The following is a 14,253-nucleotide window of genomic DNA, read 5'->3' as shown; positions in this document are numbered from 1 at the left end:
GCAGCTTTTTGAGCGATTGTTCTCGTTGCATTTACAATGTCCCATTTTGCACTATAGCTAAGAGCTAGAATTAGTGTCATTCGCGTATTGTCCTTGGTAGCGTCAATAGCCTCATCAAGTTCTCTTAAACAATCCTTTGGCAAATTGGTCGTTATCTTGACCACGCGTCCTTTATTGGTCACTATAATGACCAAATGACCAACGCCCCTATGTCCGCTGTGCTCGAGCGACAGCTGCTGCTTCAGCTGGGTGACCGGCTTCGGCAGCTGCGCAAGTCCCAGGGGATCGGCACGATCGATATGGCGGCGCGGGTAGGCATTGCCCGCAACACGCTCAGAGCCATCGAAAACGGCGATCCAGCGCCCTCCATGGGCTCCTACCTCCGAGTCATGTCGGCTCTGGGGGTGGTCGGAGAACTTGCACTTCTGGCTGGCGACAGCATGACCCCAGCTCCGCAAGGAACGGCAGGCGCAAGGTCCCGGCGCGAGAAGCCAAGCATTCAGGTGACTGTCACGGCGGACACCTCTCGCCATGAGATTCAGGATTTGCAGAGCTTGGCCCTTCACCAGGCGGCCGTTGATCTTGTCAAAGTGGACCCAGCGCAGCTGGCAAGGGCGCAGGCAACCCTCGCTCGATGGCTGGGGTCTGGGCCTTCTCGATCAACCAGTCTTTGGACCGAATGGGAGGAAGTCCTCAGCAAACGGCAGTGGCGCAAGATCCTTGGCCGCAGCCGGCGCGCGCAGGAGCTTCGCCAGAGTTCACCGTTGGTCACCCTCTTGCCCGAGGACACACGCAAGAGCGTCCTTTCACAGATCGGGGCGCTCAAAAAGGGCGTGGTGATCAGAGATGCAGTGGAAGAGGACGTGCGATGAACCGTGAAGACCTGGAGCACATCATTCGGGCCAGCAGCGACGTGACGAATGAGTACGAGTTCATCATCATTGGAAGCCAGTCGATCCTCGGCCCGATCCCCTACCCCGAAGATGTGTTCAAGGCGTCGGCCGAGGCCGACATCTATCCGTACCAGGCGCCGCAGAAGGCCGACGAGATTGACGGTGCCATCGGTGAGGGATCACAGTTTCACGAGACCAACGGCTACTACGCGCAAGGCGTAGCACCAGAGACAGCGGTCCTTCCGCGGGACTGGATCACGCGGGTTCACCGCGTCCAAAACAGCAATACAAACGACCGCGTCGGGTACTGCTTGGACGTGGTCGATCTGTTCCTGTCGAAGGCTGTTGCGGGGCGCGACAAGGACCGCGAGTTCTGTACCGCACTCATCGAGTTCGGGCACGTGGATCCAAAGAGAGCCATCGACATGGTTGCGCAAATGCCGATAGATCAAGAAGCGCAGCGACGTCTGCGTGCAACCATTCGTAGGTGGGCTGGCAGTGCGATCTGAGTAGATCGCCCACCCAGGGTTGCTCGGCCACTGCGGGGACTCCTAGCCTCGTGCGCGTGGCTTCAGTGTCTTGGGCGCCGTTTTACGGGCTGTGGCCACCCTGCCTTGGGCATCGAGCGTGAACTGCACGCCATGAGGTTGCCCGTCCTGCGGCAACTGCCCGGCGGCCTGGTCGGCTTCGGCCATTGTTTCGTACAGGCGGATCGGCGCTCCATCGAAGAGCTTGCCGTCGTGCAACCACTGCCCTGACTCCAGCTGGTACTCCATCGAGCCTCCACCGTAGAACCTTGCGACACCCCAGTTTTTCGCCATCGAATCCCCTCGTTTTTGTTCCCTTAAACGCTTGGACCGGTTCGTCTAGTTGCGCAGGGTGGCTTCAGTAATGGTCCTAGTCGCGGGCAGGCTCAGAACGCGCTGGCGTGCTCAAATTGATCACCCCGAGCATGAGCACGATGAAGCCCCCTACCATAGACACGAGCCCAACGGCGGCGCCGAAGGTTGCTCGCACTTGGTTATCGGCTGTAGCGGACCACGCGGCCAGACCAATTGCCTCCAACGCAAGGAAGGAGGCAAGCACCGCAGCGCGTTTAGTTGTGGTGTTCATGTTGTGATCTGTGCGAGTTTGGCAACGAGACGGAAGAAATATTAAACCGTACCAGTTTTTGTAGAGCGAAAGCTGGTCGGCTTCTGGTCGAGCGATGCGACGATCGCAGCGGCCGTCTTGGGCCCGATTCCCTTGCACAGCACGAGCTCAGCGGCGGACGCGGTAAACACCGCGCGGGCGCTTCCAAAGTGAGCGATGAGTTTTCTGGCCACCTCGGGTCCCACGCCTGGAAGTCCACAAACGAGGTATTGGGCCAGTGCTCCGTCGGGGTTGTCCCTGGGCTTGGCCACACGCGTTGCGACCTCGTAGCCCAGTCCGTTGACCTGGTGGTGGTGCAGACGCGCCAGCAGGCGCGCGGTGCCCATCTGGTTGGGTGCGGTGAAGATCGAGAGCCCCCAAAAGACCGAGAGCGCGGAGAGCGCGCCAGGCAGCGAGTCGGGGTGCATGTCGTTGGGCAAATCCTGAATGTTTCCTTCTATCAGCAACGCCGGTCGCTCGGATGCCAGAGCGATGGCTTCGGCCTGGGCGAAGAGGCGCGCGTCGAGGATGGAGTTGGCCAAGTCGGCGATGCTCTTGCGCTCGATCAAGAAGGCCCCCACGCGGTAGTCTCCCGCAGGCATCTCCTGCATGATGAATTCCACACCGAGGTCGCGCAGGTGCGCCGGGATGCGGCTGTTGGTCTCGCGCGAATCGACGACGATGGGATGGGCGTTCTCGGTGGCGGGGGTGAGGTTCATGCGGCCGTGTTCGTGGATGAAAGGCAAGGTTTGCTGGCGCTGCCTTTTGGACTACAGGCTGCGGTTCTTGCTGTTGTCCTCAGCCTCTTTGAGCCGGCGAGCGAACTCCTCCATGCCGATGGGATTGGTCTGTCCACCCTCGGTGTAATCCTCCAGCACTTCGGCCAGAGAGTGCTCATTCACGTTGAGAGCCACTGAAAGCGCGTGCAGGGCGGCCCAAAAGCCAGCAGCAGCTATCCCGCCGACCACCACCCCTATGGCGGACGAGTCTTGGGCTTCTTCGGCACCCTTCCAGTCCATCACTTGGTTGAGCATGCGCAGCCCATCCCGGCTGGCAGGCAGGTAGCTGGTGTAGTTGGCGCGTTCGAAGTGCGCGTGCACCTCGTTCTCCAGACACACTTCTTCGGAATTTTCGTTCCACTTCTGCAACTCGGCTTCGAACATGGTCAGGTCTGCGGTCGCGCCGGCGCCGGCGTGTGCTGCAGAGTTGGATGGGGATGCTTTGGTTTCGGTGTTCATGTCCGCCACGATACAACGTCCGCTCTCCCTTGCAACTGCTGCAACGTCATGTTCTGCGCCTCTTGGAGGACTGGCCAGCTATGGGAGCCCCAGAAAGCAGAAAAGCCCTCCGCTTGTGGCGAAGGGCTGGTCTGTGTTTTCTAGGTGCACCGGTGAGGGCGCACGCCTGTTTGGTCAGGCTTCCTCGGGCTGCAGCTCCAGCTCGGTCTCGTAGACCGTGCCATCGTGCAGCGCGATCTTGACCAGGTAGCCGCGATCGGTGAGCTTGGCCAGTGCCTGGTTGAGCTCAAACGCCAAGGGATTCAGGCGGTCGATCTCCACCGTGCCCTCCGGCAGCACGCTGTAGGCATCCTTGGTCAGCGCCAGAACCGCAGGGTGCTCGATGCTCAGGGCAGCGAACAGCGGAGCGTTCCAGTTGCCCTGTACGTCTTTCACCGGATGCCCGGTGTCGAAACGCATGGTGCGAGCCTCTCCCTTCATGAGGTAGAGCGACTCGAAGAAAGCTGTGGTGCCGTCCTCGCCGTAGCCCATGGCGCTGGGCATGCGAGAGTTGCCGTGGAACGTGGCCATGCCCTTGAGTTCGGCCATGAACTGTTCCCGGTTGTCGCATTTGACATGACTCACATCCTGCTCGCAGTAGGTGATGGTCTGCATCAGGTCTTCGTTGAAAAACGTGCCGTAGTACCACGCATCTTGCGGCGTGCTGTAGCGCTTCCAGCCCGCGTTTGCGCGCAGGATGGGGTTGAGCGATGCTGTCGAACCGTTCTCGATGAACGACCGTTCGATCACTGCGCCGCTGGCCGTGCGCTCGGGTGGCGCCACCTTGCGGTGTTGCTCGAGCATGGCGATCGTGGCGCGCATGCGCTCGATCTGCACGGGGTTGAAGGCCAGTTGTTGCCCAGACCACCAGTACATGGTGCCCAGGGTTTCGGAGATGGCCTTTTCCGTCTCGGTCACATTGAGTTTGTCGATGTGACGCAGGCGTGCGTGGTAGCTGATGCTGTCGGCATAGACGCCTGACAGTTCGCGCGGCACGCCATCGGTGTTGACCTCGTAGGCGGCGCAGAACAGGTGCCCCAGTGGTGCGCCGTGGATCACGGCAACCGTCTCGTCGCGCCCAAAGAGCAGGAACCCGCTCTCGCGGGCGAACTGCAGGCGCTGTGCCATTGCTTGGCTGCTGAGAGGCGTGTAGTTGCGCACCTCCTGAAAGTACAGGGGCAACTGCACGAGTTCCATCACCTCGGTACCGACATGGCCCGCCAGGTGGGGCGAGCGGATCAGAACCAGTGTGGCGTTCTCGGGGCCGTTGATGCCGGCGAAATCCGGCTGAGCGTCGAACTTGCTGTGCAGGAGGTCCTGCAGGTTGCGCATGTTCTGGGCGTTGAAGGCCGGGTCTTCTTGAACCTGGACCATCTGGTGCAGGCGTGACTCGAAGTAGGCGGGGATGAAGGCTCTGGTTGTCATGGGTATTGCCTTTAAAAGGACAAAGCCCGGACAAGCCTTCCCCCTGATCGGGAAAATGCTTGCCCGGGCTCAGGGGTGGTGTTGAATGCTATGCACGCCCAGACCGTGAGGTCTGAACGGGCATGCCGGATTCGCGGTGGTGCGAAATCAGGTTGTGATTCTCAGGGTGGACGCGGAGGTGGGCAAGCGAATCGGGCCACTGTTAGCGCGGGGTCCGAACCTCGCATCCACACCAGTTCGTGATGGCTTTGGTTCAACAACCAGAGTCAAACCCGCGGGCCTTAGATGGCAGATCGCCTTTCCTGGCTGCCATCAATGCGATGACAACGGGCTCCACCCCGAGCACTTCGTCAAATGGGCGATGTCACCGCAGGAAAACTGATGAGATCGAGTGGAACCGTGATGTCATGATGCTGCTTCATGAGATCAACAAAGCTTCGCCAGTCTTCAGGGCACGCGGGCTCGTGGGTGCAACTCAGGCACTGCTCCTCTCCCGACATTTGTGCTGTCATCGTGCGATGCACATCGACCCCGAATCTCTTGGAGAACCGACCCACCGTGCTCCCGTCTAGCGCGTGGATCCAGACGGTCCCACCGTCCTCAGACACCTGGATCTGATCTTCTGCCTCAACCTCCAACAAGGCGGTCGATGTGCTGGTAATCACTTTTCAAGCGATGGGCTGGGAGACTCGCGCGTGACCCACATTGCCACGCTCGAAACTACGCCAGTGATGACCGGCGAAATCACTATGAGCATCGCCCACCAGGGCCAATTGAAAAACGGCTCCGAGATCCAACTCGTATCGAAATCCGTCAAGTACCAGCGCTGGAAGAAAACAAGGACGCAGGCGGATAGAGCAACTGTAATGGCGATGCGAAGGTAGTTCATGGGACTCGTTTGCAAGAGATTCTGATTGAAGAGATGCTATCCGATTGATGCCGAAAGTCAGCAACCTGGACGCGGCTCAGAAGGGCGACTCGACGATCTCTTCATCGCCGCGCACCCGGACCCACGCGCTGTCTGGTTCACCATCGTCATCGGAAGCACCACGACCTTCTGTTGACGTGTTTTCTGCGGTTGGCTGATCGCCAGTGTCGGTTGGCTTGTCCGCGTCTTCAATCGCCACCATGTTGTCCGCCGTTTCTGTGCCAGTGGCCACCGATGGCGTGACGCTTTGCGGCTCACCCGCCTGCTCCTGGGCGCCCTCGCCCTCACCCTCAGTTCCTCTTCGTTGCCCAGCTGGGGTTTGTGCCCCCTTGGCCGTGGCATCTTCCTTGTCTTTCGCGCGCTGCAGGGCACGCTGGCGCTTGTCCTCGATCTGTGCGATCAGGTCTTCGAGCTTCTTGCGCAGGCCGCCTTCCAACGAGGCGAACGCCGGGTCGGCCTTGATTTCCTGCGCCACGCCATACAGCGCGGTGCCCGAGCGCTCGATGATCTTCTCGCCGGGGTCCTGCATGAACTTGGAGGTCACGCGGGTCTTGCCCCGGGCCTCCGCCGCCTGCAGCCCTTCGGTGATCTTCTCGGCTGCCTTCTCGCCGTGCTTGGCCATGGCCTGCAGCGCGGCGGTCGCGGAGATCTTGTTGTCCTGGACCAGCTCGCGCACCTGCACCGGGGCCTCGATCAGCGCCAGGAGGTCGCGCACGTAGGTGGTGGTGAAGCCGCAGCGCGCCGAAATGCGTTTCTCGTCCCAACCGTAGAGCTTCAGGCGCTTGACCAGCGCCGCCTTCTCCAGTGCCTCAAGAGGCTTGCTCGTGGCGCTGCGCACCACCACCACCGAGAGTTCTGCGATGTCGTGCTGCTGTGTGTTGACCACGACCGGCAGCCGGTCAAGGTCGGCGCCCTCGGCCACGGCCTTGTCGAACCCTTGAAGGCGGCAGTGCCCATCGGAGATGTAGATGATCGATTCGTCGCCCTCGCGGGCCACGTAGCCCGAGAGTGGGTGTTCGAGCTTGAAGCCCTCGCTGAGCATGCTGTCGGCAAGGCTTGCGATGTGGGCTTGCAGTGCTGCGTTCTGAATGCGCACATTGAATCCCTCGATCACGCGGATGTGACGGCGCGGCACCATCCACAGTGGGCTGGGGGTCGCGCCGGAGTCGGCCATAGCTTTTTCAATGGAGCCCGCAACCAGCGTCACGCCGGGCATCTGCGACAAGGCCAGTGCCTGCTTTTGTTCCTCGCTCATGCCCTCGGTGGGGTCAGTTGCTGCAGGCGCGGCGCTCAGTTCGGTTTCGCCGACGGTGTTGGTTGTGGTGGTGGCGGTGTTGGTTTTCTTGTTGGTCATTGTGGTGGTCTCAGGGTGGTTCGGGGCTGGCTTGGGCTGCTCAGGCGTGGGACGGCGAGTTTCCGGCGCATGTGGCGCCATAGGGGGCCACGTGGGGCCGCGGGCAAGCGCGCGCGATCATCGAGCGCACAAGGGGCAGCAGTTCGTCGCGCGCTGCGTCCTGCACGTCGCGTTTGCGCTTGATCCAGCCCCAGGTAAGGCTGGCAGCGCAGGTGAGTCCCATGCAGATGGCCAATGGAAGTGCGGCGGGCGGATGCAGGGCGGCTGCCAGCCCAGTCAGCATGACGCCCAGCAAGCCGGTCAAGAGGCCAGCGCCCGTGTACCCGATGGCCACGCGGCTGTGCTCGACCGTTGCGCCATGCTGCAGTGTTGCGATGGCGCTTTCTCGGTCAAAGCCCACCAGTCCGTTGCTCGCGTTCACCGCGCACAGGACCAACGTGGAGCCGTCTCGGTGCAGGCTGTAGATGAGACTCAGAAAATCCCCCATCTTCGGCTGTGTTCCCAGGGCATCGGTCTGCAGGTGCACGCGCGGGCCGTAGCCCCGATCGATCACGACACCGTTGGACTCGTTGAAGCTGTAGACGTCACCTGCGATCAAGTGCAGTTCGACCACCGCGCCGTAGCTGGTGGTGATGGTTTTGACCTGGGTGTGCTCAGAAGCCATCGAATTCCTCCATCGCCTCGAACGCGGCGGCCGGCATGGTCTTGAAGGTGATCGTGTAGCTCGCCGCCTCGTCATACTCCAGCCCCGCGCGCGTCATCCAGTTCGCGGGAATGGTGAGCGTCATGCCTTGGGACTCGACGCGAGCGACTTGCACCGTCAGGGGCTCCATGGGGCCGGGCGATGCGACATCGGCGGGCTGGGGCTTTTCCGCGCGCGGCGCTGGCTTGTCCGCAACGGAGGCCTGAGGGGTCACCGGAGAGATGGGTTTGCGCAGCGACCACAGGAACATGCAAAGGTTGGCCACGTCCAGCGGGTCGCCGCGCTCGATCAGATCGCGAAGCATCCTGCTGAGGTCTTCCCCCGAGCACTCGCGCCAGCCGCTGCGGCCCTTGGCACGGGTGGCTTGAAGCTTCACGGCCATGGCGTGGGCGAAACTGCGCACCGCGGCGTCGTCGTTCATCGCTTCGAGGTCATCGGGGCCGGACGCCGTGCTGACCCGCAGGTTGGTGTCTTGCCCCGGTTTGAGTTCGTCATCCAGACTGCCGAGGTCGACGGCACCCTCTTCCGGGTAGTCCGTGCACCAGGCGCGCAGCCCGCCCTCGTGGTCGGCCAGGGTCACATGGGCCTCCTCGCCGCCAAAGAAGTCCACAAGCTCCTGGGCTTGCCGGTGGTTCATGGTGATGGTCATGTTTTCAATCGATGGGTTTTCAGGACACGCGGTTGGCGCTTTGCAGCGTTCCGCCCAATACAAGCTACCGAACAAGCGCGGACATTCAAGCCCCCAAAAGCAACTTTTCTCGACTCAAGCGATGGGTTCGGCCCACATTGCGTTTCTCAAAACAAGTCGCTCCGCGGGCCGCTTTGTTGCTGTCTGTATTGGATTTCAGGGTGTCGGTTTTTGTCTGGCCATCTGGGTCGGTTGATGCAGCCATTCGCCCTACACCCCGCATCAAAAGTTGGTTTTTTGTGCAGCCGCTGGGCACAGCCGGTTACGCCGTCGCGCGTGCAGTGCGACAAATCTCACGCGTGCCATCGCCCTGCGGCCCCTGATGACCCTTGGTGCGGGCCGATCGCGCTCACTCGGGCTGGTTTTGGGCGCTATCGACAGGTTTTGCCCCTGTTGGCCGAGGCGCATCGCTGCATGCGCCCTCGAAAATTCCTTTGCTGCTTCATTCGCTGCTGCGAACGCGCACGCGTACATCAATCTGGAGGTTTTCTTGGACCAGCATCAACGACCGCTATTTCTGCAGATCGACTCGCAAAAGGAACGCCTGCGCATTGAAGATGGCCAGGGCCGTACTGACTCACGGGTAGGAGCTACCAGCTGCTGCGTTGTGGATGGCGCGCTGAATATCTCCACATACGGAAGCCTGAACGAGGTGATTGCCGCCGGTGCCTGGAGGCGCTACTGGAAGGAGACGATCACCACCCACATTTGCCCATCCTCCACCGGAGGTGCGCAGTGAAAGCCCCGTTCTCCACCCTCTCCCCTGCGATGCGCAACGGGATGTACGCCGGGGCCGGCGTGTTTTTGCTGTGCATGACGGCCTTGACGCTGCCTCAGCAGGACTTCTTCTACCTGCTCGGTCACCTGTCCTTCGCCATCACCTTTCTGGCCTATGCCCAAAGCAACCTGATTCGCCTTCGTCTGATCGCTGTGGCCAGCTTGGTCGTGGGCCTGGTCTACAACACCTATGTGCACATGAACATGGCCGAGGGTCAGAACCTCTGGCCGGTGCTGCTCTGGATGGGCGTTTTCCTGGTTCAGAACGTGATCAACAGCGTGCGCGAGGTCAACCGCTCGTTGGAAATCACGATCCCGGCCCATGAACGACTCATCCAGGCCAGCGCCTTCCCGCGCATGCATTCCCGGGATTGGGCGGCTTTGAGCGAATCTGCCACCAAGAAGACCTTCCCCAAAGGCCACGTGCTGTTGGCCACCGGCGCAGCCACCGACAGTCTGCAAATGCTGGTGTTCGGTACCGCGCGCGAGCAGCGCAAGGACCAGTTGCCTCTGCGGCGGCGCATGGGCGCGCTGTGGGGCGAACTCACCTGGGTGCTGGGTGAAGAGATGTTCAACGCCTCGCCGTGTGATGTGGTGGTCACTGCAGACGTTGCCGAGGTCTGGGAGTGGCCATACACGACTCTCGATGCGCTGTGCAAAGGCAACGACCGGCTGGCCATTGCCCTGAAGGACGGCTTCGTGCGCTCCGCAAGTTTCAAGCACGGTCTGCTCGCTGATCGATGCGATGACCGCGCTCCCCTTGTCGAGGCAGCGAGGGCAGCGCAGACCCACGAGCCTTCAACGCGCGCGAGCGGGTTTCCCGACACCAATGTCCCGCTTGCGCAGTCGATTGTTTGAAGCGGCCCTTTGACGGCCCGCATGCATCCGATGAACCCTGAAACCACAGCATCCAAGAGCACCCTATGAGCACCACCGACATCCAACCACCAGACAGCGAAACGCTCACCCGCACCGGCGCCCACAACCATCAGGAGAAGGACTCCACCGCTGTGTTGCACAACATCCTTGGCCTACTGGTCGACGACAGCCGCCGCCGCGAAAAGTCCTTGCGCCGCGACGTGTGGTTTCGTCGCGTGTCCATTGGTCTCCTGGTGGGCGCAAGCTTGGTGGGCTACTACAGCTTCTTCAAGGGTCTGGTGGGTCCAGGTGCTGGCAAGACCGACGGCCCCACCATGGCTGTTGTCGACGTGCGCGGCGCGATCATGCCGGACAGCGCGCTCGCATCTGGCGAGGTTGTTGGAGCGGCCATTACCAAGGCGGCCAAGGATCCCAACGTGAAGCGCATCGTGCTGTATGTTGAGTCGCCGGGCGGTGCGCCGGTCGAGGCCGAGCGCATCATGCAGGCGGTGGACAACGCCCGCGCCACCTACAAGAAGCCCATCACGGCCGTGATCGGCAACCTCGGTGCCTCAGCTGGCTACATGGTCGCGCTGTCGGCCGATGAGATCGTGAGCGGGCGCTACTCGTTGGTGGGCTCCATCGGTGCGGTCATCCAGTCCTGGCAGTTGACTGGTCTGCTGGACAAGCTGGACGTGCGCGCCAAGAGCTTTGCATCTGGCGAGCTCAAGACCCTGCTGAACCCCTACGAGCCCCCCAGCGCCAAAGCTGCTGCCAAAGCGCAAGAACTGGTCGACACGCTGGGCGGTCAGTTCGCGCAACTGGTCAAGGACCGCCGCGGCGACAAACTCAAGCGTGACATCGGCACCTACACCAGCGGAGAGGTCTGGAACGGGGAGCAGGCGCTGGCACTGGGGCTGGTCGACGCCACCGGCACGCTGGAGAGCGTTGCTGCCGCTCACCCCGATCTGAAGGTGGTGGACTTCAGCCCCCGCGAGCGCAAGGGCCTGGTGGGGCAGCTGACTGGTGCTGTGTCCTCGGGCATCGCACAAGGCCTCTCCGGCGTGGTGCAGAACCACTCTGCCCTCAGCGTTCAATAGTTCGAGGCAACGTAGGGGCTCCCGGGCGCCGCGTGAAGAAGAAAGGCCCGCAAATGCGGGCCTTTTTGCTGGGGGCCTGTGGTCAGGGCTTGTCCGGGAAGCATTGAAGCGGGTATTCGAAATCCGCATCGAGCACGCGAGCGCACATGCGCGGGAGCATCCGGCCGATGAAGTCGTTCGTGAACCACTCGTGGAACAGGTCCATGTGCTTCATCTCCGCTTGAGACTCCACCTGCAGCACCAGGGTGCGGGACTCAAAGGGTGTGAGGTTCACGCCCAGGCTCTGCCCAAGGCGCTTTTCGAATGGCGCGACCGAGAGAGGATGCACGTAGGTTTTCCAGTCGTTGTAGATGCGCGTGCGCACGCTGGGGCTGTCGGCCTGAGACAGGGCGCTGCACAAGACGACTTTGTGGTTGGGGCTGTCGAGGATGTAGCCCCACTCGCACTCGTAGAAGCCCACCTCCGACTCGCTGGCCATGTCGTGGAGATCCTGCACCAGTTGTGCGTCGCCACTGCCCCGGAACATGGCCAACACCCCCTGCAGTTCCTGCCGCGCGCCGTTGGGGTTCTTTCGCAAAAGGTGATGCGTCTGCCGTTCGGTCGTGGTGATTCGCGCATTCCCCAGGCCACCCGGGTCGGGGTTGTGGGCCACACATGCGGCAAGCATCTGATCGCGCCAGCCCCTGTCGGTGACCATGTTGCTGAATGCCCAGCGATCCTCAGGCGTGGCCATGCTCAGCAGGGCATCCTCGAATCGGTCGTTGCTCCTGAGTGCACCGAACATGCGCAGCTGCATCACGTCCACGTAGGTGCGCTGCAGGTACTCACGGATTTCCCAGTACTGCTTGCAGCCCAGCGGAGCCCGCTCATAGGTCTGCTGCCACCAGGCGTTGGTCTGCTCGCTCGTGGCGCCCTCGGGCGGAAGGCCGTAGCCTTGAAACAGCACATCCTGCAGGCGACGCATGTCATGTAACAACATGCCTTGCGAAAGGGTCTGACCGAAAGCTGGCTTGTTCATGGGATGTGGCTTCTCTTCTTGTGGTCTTGTGCGAATCATCGGTCAACTCCTGAGGGATGACCATTGTTCGTTCAGCGAGGGGGTTTTGTCGCGTGATCGGGGTCAGTTGTGCTGTGCGGCACAGGCCTCTCCTGTTGTTGCCACCTCCCGCGCCGTCAGTCCCACGCGAGGTGCTTGCCGATGCGACCGAACGCGCTGCGCAAGCGTTGGCGGATGGACTTGAATCGGTTGCGTCGGATGGCCAGGCGCCTCAGCTCGTGGACGGCCTTGGTGGTGCGATCCAGTATGTCGGGCAGCTTGGCCGGGTCGAGGGCGTTTTCTGCCACGGCCGTGTTGACCACGGCGCCCAGGTAGCGCAGGTTGGCGGCCAGTTTGCGGGGCAGTGGTGGGCGCACGCTGTCGACCTTGGAGTGCATGCCGCGTCCGCGCGCTTGGAAGTCTTGCACCAGGATGTGCTCGATGCGCAATGTCAGCCGCGCAGCTGCACCCAATGTGGCTCGCCCCCCTGTGCGCCCGGGCGCTGATTTTGCGAACGATTTGATGCTTTCGACTTGTGCCCCCACCTGCAGGGGTTCGTCGTTTGCGCAATCCAGGTCCTGCGTGTCATCACGCAGAGCGGCTTCGTAAATCTCTGCGATGGTCAGTTCTGGTGGAGTTCTCGGTCGCCGGCGATTGTTCGCTGGGTGAAGGGAACGGGCATGCATGGTTCTGGGCCTGCGTCGTTTGGCGGGGTGGTGATCAGAGCGAGTGCAGGCGTGCCAGTGCGCGCGTGCTCGTGCTGGGCTGGTGCGCAACGAGCTGCTCGGACTGCGTGTGGAGCCGCTGCCCCATGTTCTGGAGAAGGGCCTTGCGCATCGCAGCCTCGAGGCCGGGGTGTTCGTTGAACAGGACCTGCAGCGTGGTGAAGCCGATGAACCAAACGCTTGCCTGGCTCGAACTCACCCGAATGGTGGAGCCTGCTGTGCGCGGCAGAAGCTCGCCCATGATGAATTGCTCATCGCCGATGACCGTGCCAGCCTGTCGGGTCAGCGTGGCCAAACCGGGGCGGGACTCACTGGCCTCGCCATGGGTGATCACATGCAAGCCCTCAAAGGTGGCGTTGCGGCGCTGCACCACTTGGCCCAACTCCAGGTTGGTGGTGCTGCCCGCGGGCTCGATCAGGGCCCAGTGTTCGCGACTCAGGCCGGGGATGGGTGACTTTTCCGCACCCTTGCGCACCAGGTAGGCTTCACGCCACCCCGCCAGCGCTTTCTTCAGCATGGCAGAACCTGGGATGAGGGTCCACAGGCAGGCAGTGGTCACCGCCCTCAGTCCGGGCGTGTCCTCACCGCTCAGCGCGGCCAGCGACATGTAGCCGGTGGCCACCAGGATGTAGGCGGCCGGCACCACGGTGGTCATGGCCTTCGCGAACGAGTCCAGTTCCAGAAATCGGGCGAATGGGGTTGAGGGCTTCATGGAGCAGCCTTTTTGATGGACGGAGAGGCCAGCTCGGAGAGCGGCACCTTGCAAACGTGCTTCCATGCGCCGGCGGCAAAAATCTCCTGAACATCGTTGCCGTGCATCAGCACGAATGCCCCGTCATCCACGAAGCAACCGTGATAGCCGGTGAACGCTCGGTGCTCGCCTGACGTGAAGGTCAGCAAGATGGCGTGACTGCCTTCGTCCACGTGCATGAAGGTTGGAGTCATCGTTTGCTGGTCCTGATCGAGAGGGACGATGCGCCGGCGCGCGGCGCGAGATGTGGCGCTCGTAGCAGGTGGGCGAGCAGCCCGGTTCGGTAGACGCCGACGAAGCTGGTGATGGCGAAGCCGATCTGCTGCACGATCAGGCCGTGGTGCCCATTGAGAAGTGCGAAAACAATCGTCAGCCCGTTGGCAAAGAGGTAGATCAGGAAGCCCCAGGGCGAGATGCGCGTGTTCACACACAGCAGGGCTGCGCCGAGCAGACTCACCACCGTGGCGCTCCACTCGAAAACCTCACTCAACAGGGTCGTGTTGATCTCTTGCATGAAGGACAGATGGGTGGGACTTCTTGGCTTCTGGCATCCGTGCTGGATGTCGCCTTTGAATCTAAGGCCCGCCCGCCCGGGTGAGCCCTGGAC

General features: G+C 61.9%; 21 protein-coding genes. 6 read left to right on the top strand and 15 right to left on the bottom strand.

From position 1 onward, the window contains the following. A partial coding sequence (locus ACN4F8_RS03960; RefSeq protein ID WP_419472354.1) for an undecaprenyl diphosphate synthase family protein occupies nt 1–182 on the bottom strand: 182 nt, incomplete at its 3' end. Between the two features lie 12 nt (nt 183–194). Between ACN4F8_RS03960 and ACN4F8_RS03955 the strand changes: the two genes are divergently transcribed. Both ACN4F8_RS03955 and ACN4F8_RS03950 read left to right on the top strand, forming a co-directional pair. Next, entirely contained in the window at nt 195–872 is a 678-nt protein-coding gene (locus tag ACN4F8_RS03955) for a helix-turn-helix transcriptional regulator (protein WP_291216564.1), read from the top strand. Further along, the gene (locus tag ACN4F8_RS03950; RefSeq protein ID WP_159609000.1) at nt 869–1,402 is read left to right on the top strand and encodes a DUF6036 family nucleotidyltransferase; all 534 of its coding nucleotides are present in this window, start codon (nt 869–871) and stop codon (nt 1,400–1,402) included. Before ACN4F8_RS03955 ends, ACN4F8_RS03950 begins: the two co-directional genes overlap by 4 nt. Before the next feature lie 42 nt (nt 1,403–1,444). Here ACN4F8_RS03950 and ACN4F8_RS03945 read toward each other — a convergent pair whose 3' ends face one another. The 9 genes from ACN4F8_RS03945 to ACN4F8_RS03905 all read right to left on the bottom strand — a co-directional run bounded on the left by ACN4F8_RS03945 (nt 1,445) and on the right by ACN4F8_RS03905 (nt 8,360). Then, entirely contained in the window at nt 1,445–1,714 is a 270-nt protein-coding gene (locus ACN4F8_RS03945) for a hypothetical protein (RefSeq protein WP_419472353.1), read from the bottom strand. Nucleotides 1,715–1,790: 76 nt separating this feature from the next. After that, nucleotides 1,791–2,006 carry a hypothetical protein gene (locus tag ACN4F8_RS03940; RefSeq protein ID WP_291216560.1) on the bottom strand — a complete coding sequence of 72 codons (216 nt, stop codon included), beginning with the start codon at nt 2,004–2,006 and terminating at the stop codon, nt 1,791–1,793. Nucleotides 2,007–2,047: 41 nt separating this feature from the next. After that, nucleotides 2,048–2,743: an ERCC4 domain-containing protein gene (locus ACN4F8_RS03935; protein ID WP_291216559.1), complete on the bottom strand. Its 696-nt coding sequence runs from the start codon at nt 2,741–2,743 to the stop codon at nt 2,048–2,050. A gap of 51 nt (nt 2,744–2,794) precedes the next feature. Beyond that, on the bottom strand, nt 2,795–3,262 hold the full coding sequence (locus ACN4F8_RS03930) for a hypothetical protein (protein ID WP_291216558.1): 468 nt from the start codon (nt 3,260–3,262) through the stop codon (nt 2,795–2,797). A gap of 174 nt (nt 3,263–3,436) precedes the next feature. Next, nucleotides 3,437–4,726: a hypothetical protein gene (locus ACN4F8_RS03925; protein WP_291216557.1), complete on the bottom strand. Its 1,290-nt coding sequence runs from the start codon at nt 4,724–4,726 to the stop codon at nt 3,437–3,439. 661 nt (nt 4,727–5,387) lie between these two features. Continuing rightward, complete coding sequence (locus ACN4F8_RS03920) at nt 5,388–5,615, bottom strand: hypothetical protein (protein ID WP_159608994.1); 228 nt, start codon at nt 5,613–5,615, stop codon at nt 5,388–5,390. Between the two features lie 76 nt (nt 5,616–5,691). Further along, nucleotides 5,692–7,008 carry a hypothetical protein gene (locus ACN4F8_RS03915; RefSeq protein WP_159608993.1) on the bottom strand — a complete coding sequence of 439 codons (1,317 nt, stop codon included), beginning with the start codon at nt 7,006–7,008 and terminating at the stop codon, nt 5,692–5,694. Nucleotides 7,009–7,048: 40 nt separating this feature from the next. Beyond that, on the bottom strand, nt 7,049–7,672 hold the full coding sequence (locus ACN4F8_RS03910; RefSeq protein ID WP_159608992.1) for a hypothetical protein: 624 nt from the start codon (nt 7,670–7,672) through the stop codon (nt 7,049–7,051). Beyond that, nucleotides 7,662–8,360 carry a hypothetical protein gene (locus ACN4F8_RS03905; protein ID WP_201450093.1) on the bottom strand — a complete coding sequence of 233 codons (699 nt, stop codon included), beginning with the start codon at nt 8,358–8,360 and terminating at the stop codon, nt 7,662–7,664. The genes ACN4F8_RS03910 and ACN4F8_RS03905 overlap by 11 nt, the downstream gene beginning before the upstream one ends. Between ACN4F8_RS03905 and ACN4F8_RS03900 the strand changes: the two genes are divergently transcribed. From ACN4F8_RS03900 to ACN4F8_RS03885, 4 genes are all read left to right on the top strand, one after another. Further along, entirely contained in the window at nt 8,359–8,595 is a 237-nt protein-coding gene (locus tag ACN4F8_RS03900; RefSeq protein ID WP_159608991.1) for a hypothetical protein, read from the top strand. The two genes, ACN4F8_RS03905 and ACN4F8_RS03900, sit on opposite strands and share 2 nt — an antisense overlap. A 294-nt stretch (nt 8,596–8,889) precedes the next feature. Beyond that, nucleotides 8,890–9,138, top strand: coding sequence for a hypothetical protein (locus ACN4F8_RS03895; protein ID WP_159608990.1), 249 nt, complete (start codon nt 8,890–8,892; stop codon nt 9,136–9,138). Next, entirely contained in the window at nt 9,135–10,034 is a 900-nt protein-coding gene (locus ACN4F8_RS03890; protein WP_159608989.1) for a hypothetical protein, read from the top strand. The genes ACN4F8_RS03895 and ACN4F8_RS03890 overlap by 4 nt, the downstream gene beginning before the upstream one ends. A 65-nt stretch (nt 10,035–10,099) precedes the next feature. After that, nucleotides 10,100–11,134, top strand: a complete 1,035-nt coding sequence (locus ACN4F8_RS03885) for a S49 family peptidase (protein WP_159608988.1) — start codon at nt 10,100–10,102, stop codon at nt 11,132–11,134. 82 nt (nt 11,135–11,216) lie between these two features. On the opposite strand, the gene ACN4F8_RS03880 is transcribed toward ACN4F8_RS03885, so the two are convergent. From ACN4F8_RS03880 to ACN4F8_RS03860, 5 genes are all read right to left on the bottom strand, one after another. After that, the gene (locus ACN4F8_RS03880; protein WP_159608987.1) at nt 11,217–12,152 is read right to left on the bottom strand and encodes a hypothetical protein; all 936 of its coding nucleotides are present in this window, start codon (nt 12,150–12,152) and stop codon (nt 11,217–11,219) included. A 155-nt stretch (nt 12,153–12,307) separates the two neighbouring features. After that, nucleotides 12,308–12,598, bottom strand: a complete 291-nt coding sequence (locus tag ACN4F8_RS03875) for a hypothetical protein (protein ID WP_159608986.1) — start codon at nt 12,596–12,598, stop codon at nt 12,308–12,310. Between the two features lie 292 nt (nt 12,599–12,890). After that, a complete protein-coding gene (locus ACN4F8_RS03870) occupies nt 12,891–13,607 on the bottom strand; it encodes a hypothetical protein (RefSeq protein ID WP_419472352.1) in 717 nt (238 codons plus the stop codon). Further along, nucleotides 13,604–13,840 carry a hypothetical protein gene (locus tag ACN4F8_RS03865; protein WP_291216499.1) on the bottom strand — a complete coding sequence of 79 codons (237 nt, stop codon included), beginning with the start codon at nt 13,838–13,840 and terminating at the stop codon, nt 13,604–13,606. Before ACN4F8_RS03865 ends, ACN4F8_RS03870 begins: the two co-directional genes overlap by 4 nt. Further along, complete coding sequence (locus ACN4F8_RS03860) at nt 13,837–14,160, bottom strand: hypothetical protein (protein WP_201450092.1); 324 nt, start codon at nt 14,158–14,160, stop codon at nt 13,837–13,839. The genes ACN4F8_RS03865 and ACN4F8_RS03860 overlap by 4 nt, the downstream gene beginning before the upstream one ends. Between the last annotated feature and the right edge of the window lie 93 nt (nt 14,161–14,253).

The organism is Hydrogenophaga sp., from assembly GCF_048549895.1.
Taxonomy (GTDB): domain Bacteria; phylum Pseudomonadota; class Gammaproteobacteria; order Burkholderiales; family Burkholderiaceae_C; genus Hydrogenophaga.
The sequence above is the reverse complement of the archived record's forward strand: the minus strand, read 5'-3'. Positions and strand labels throughout refer to the sequence as shown.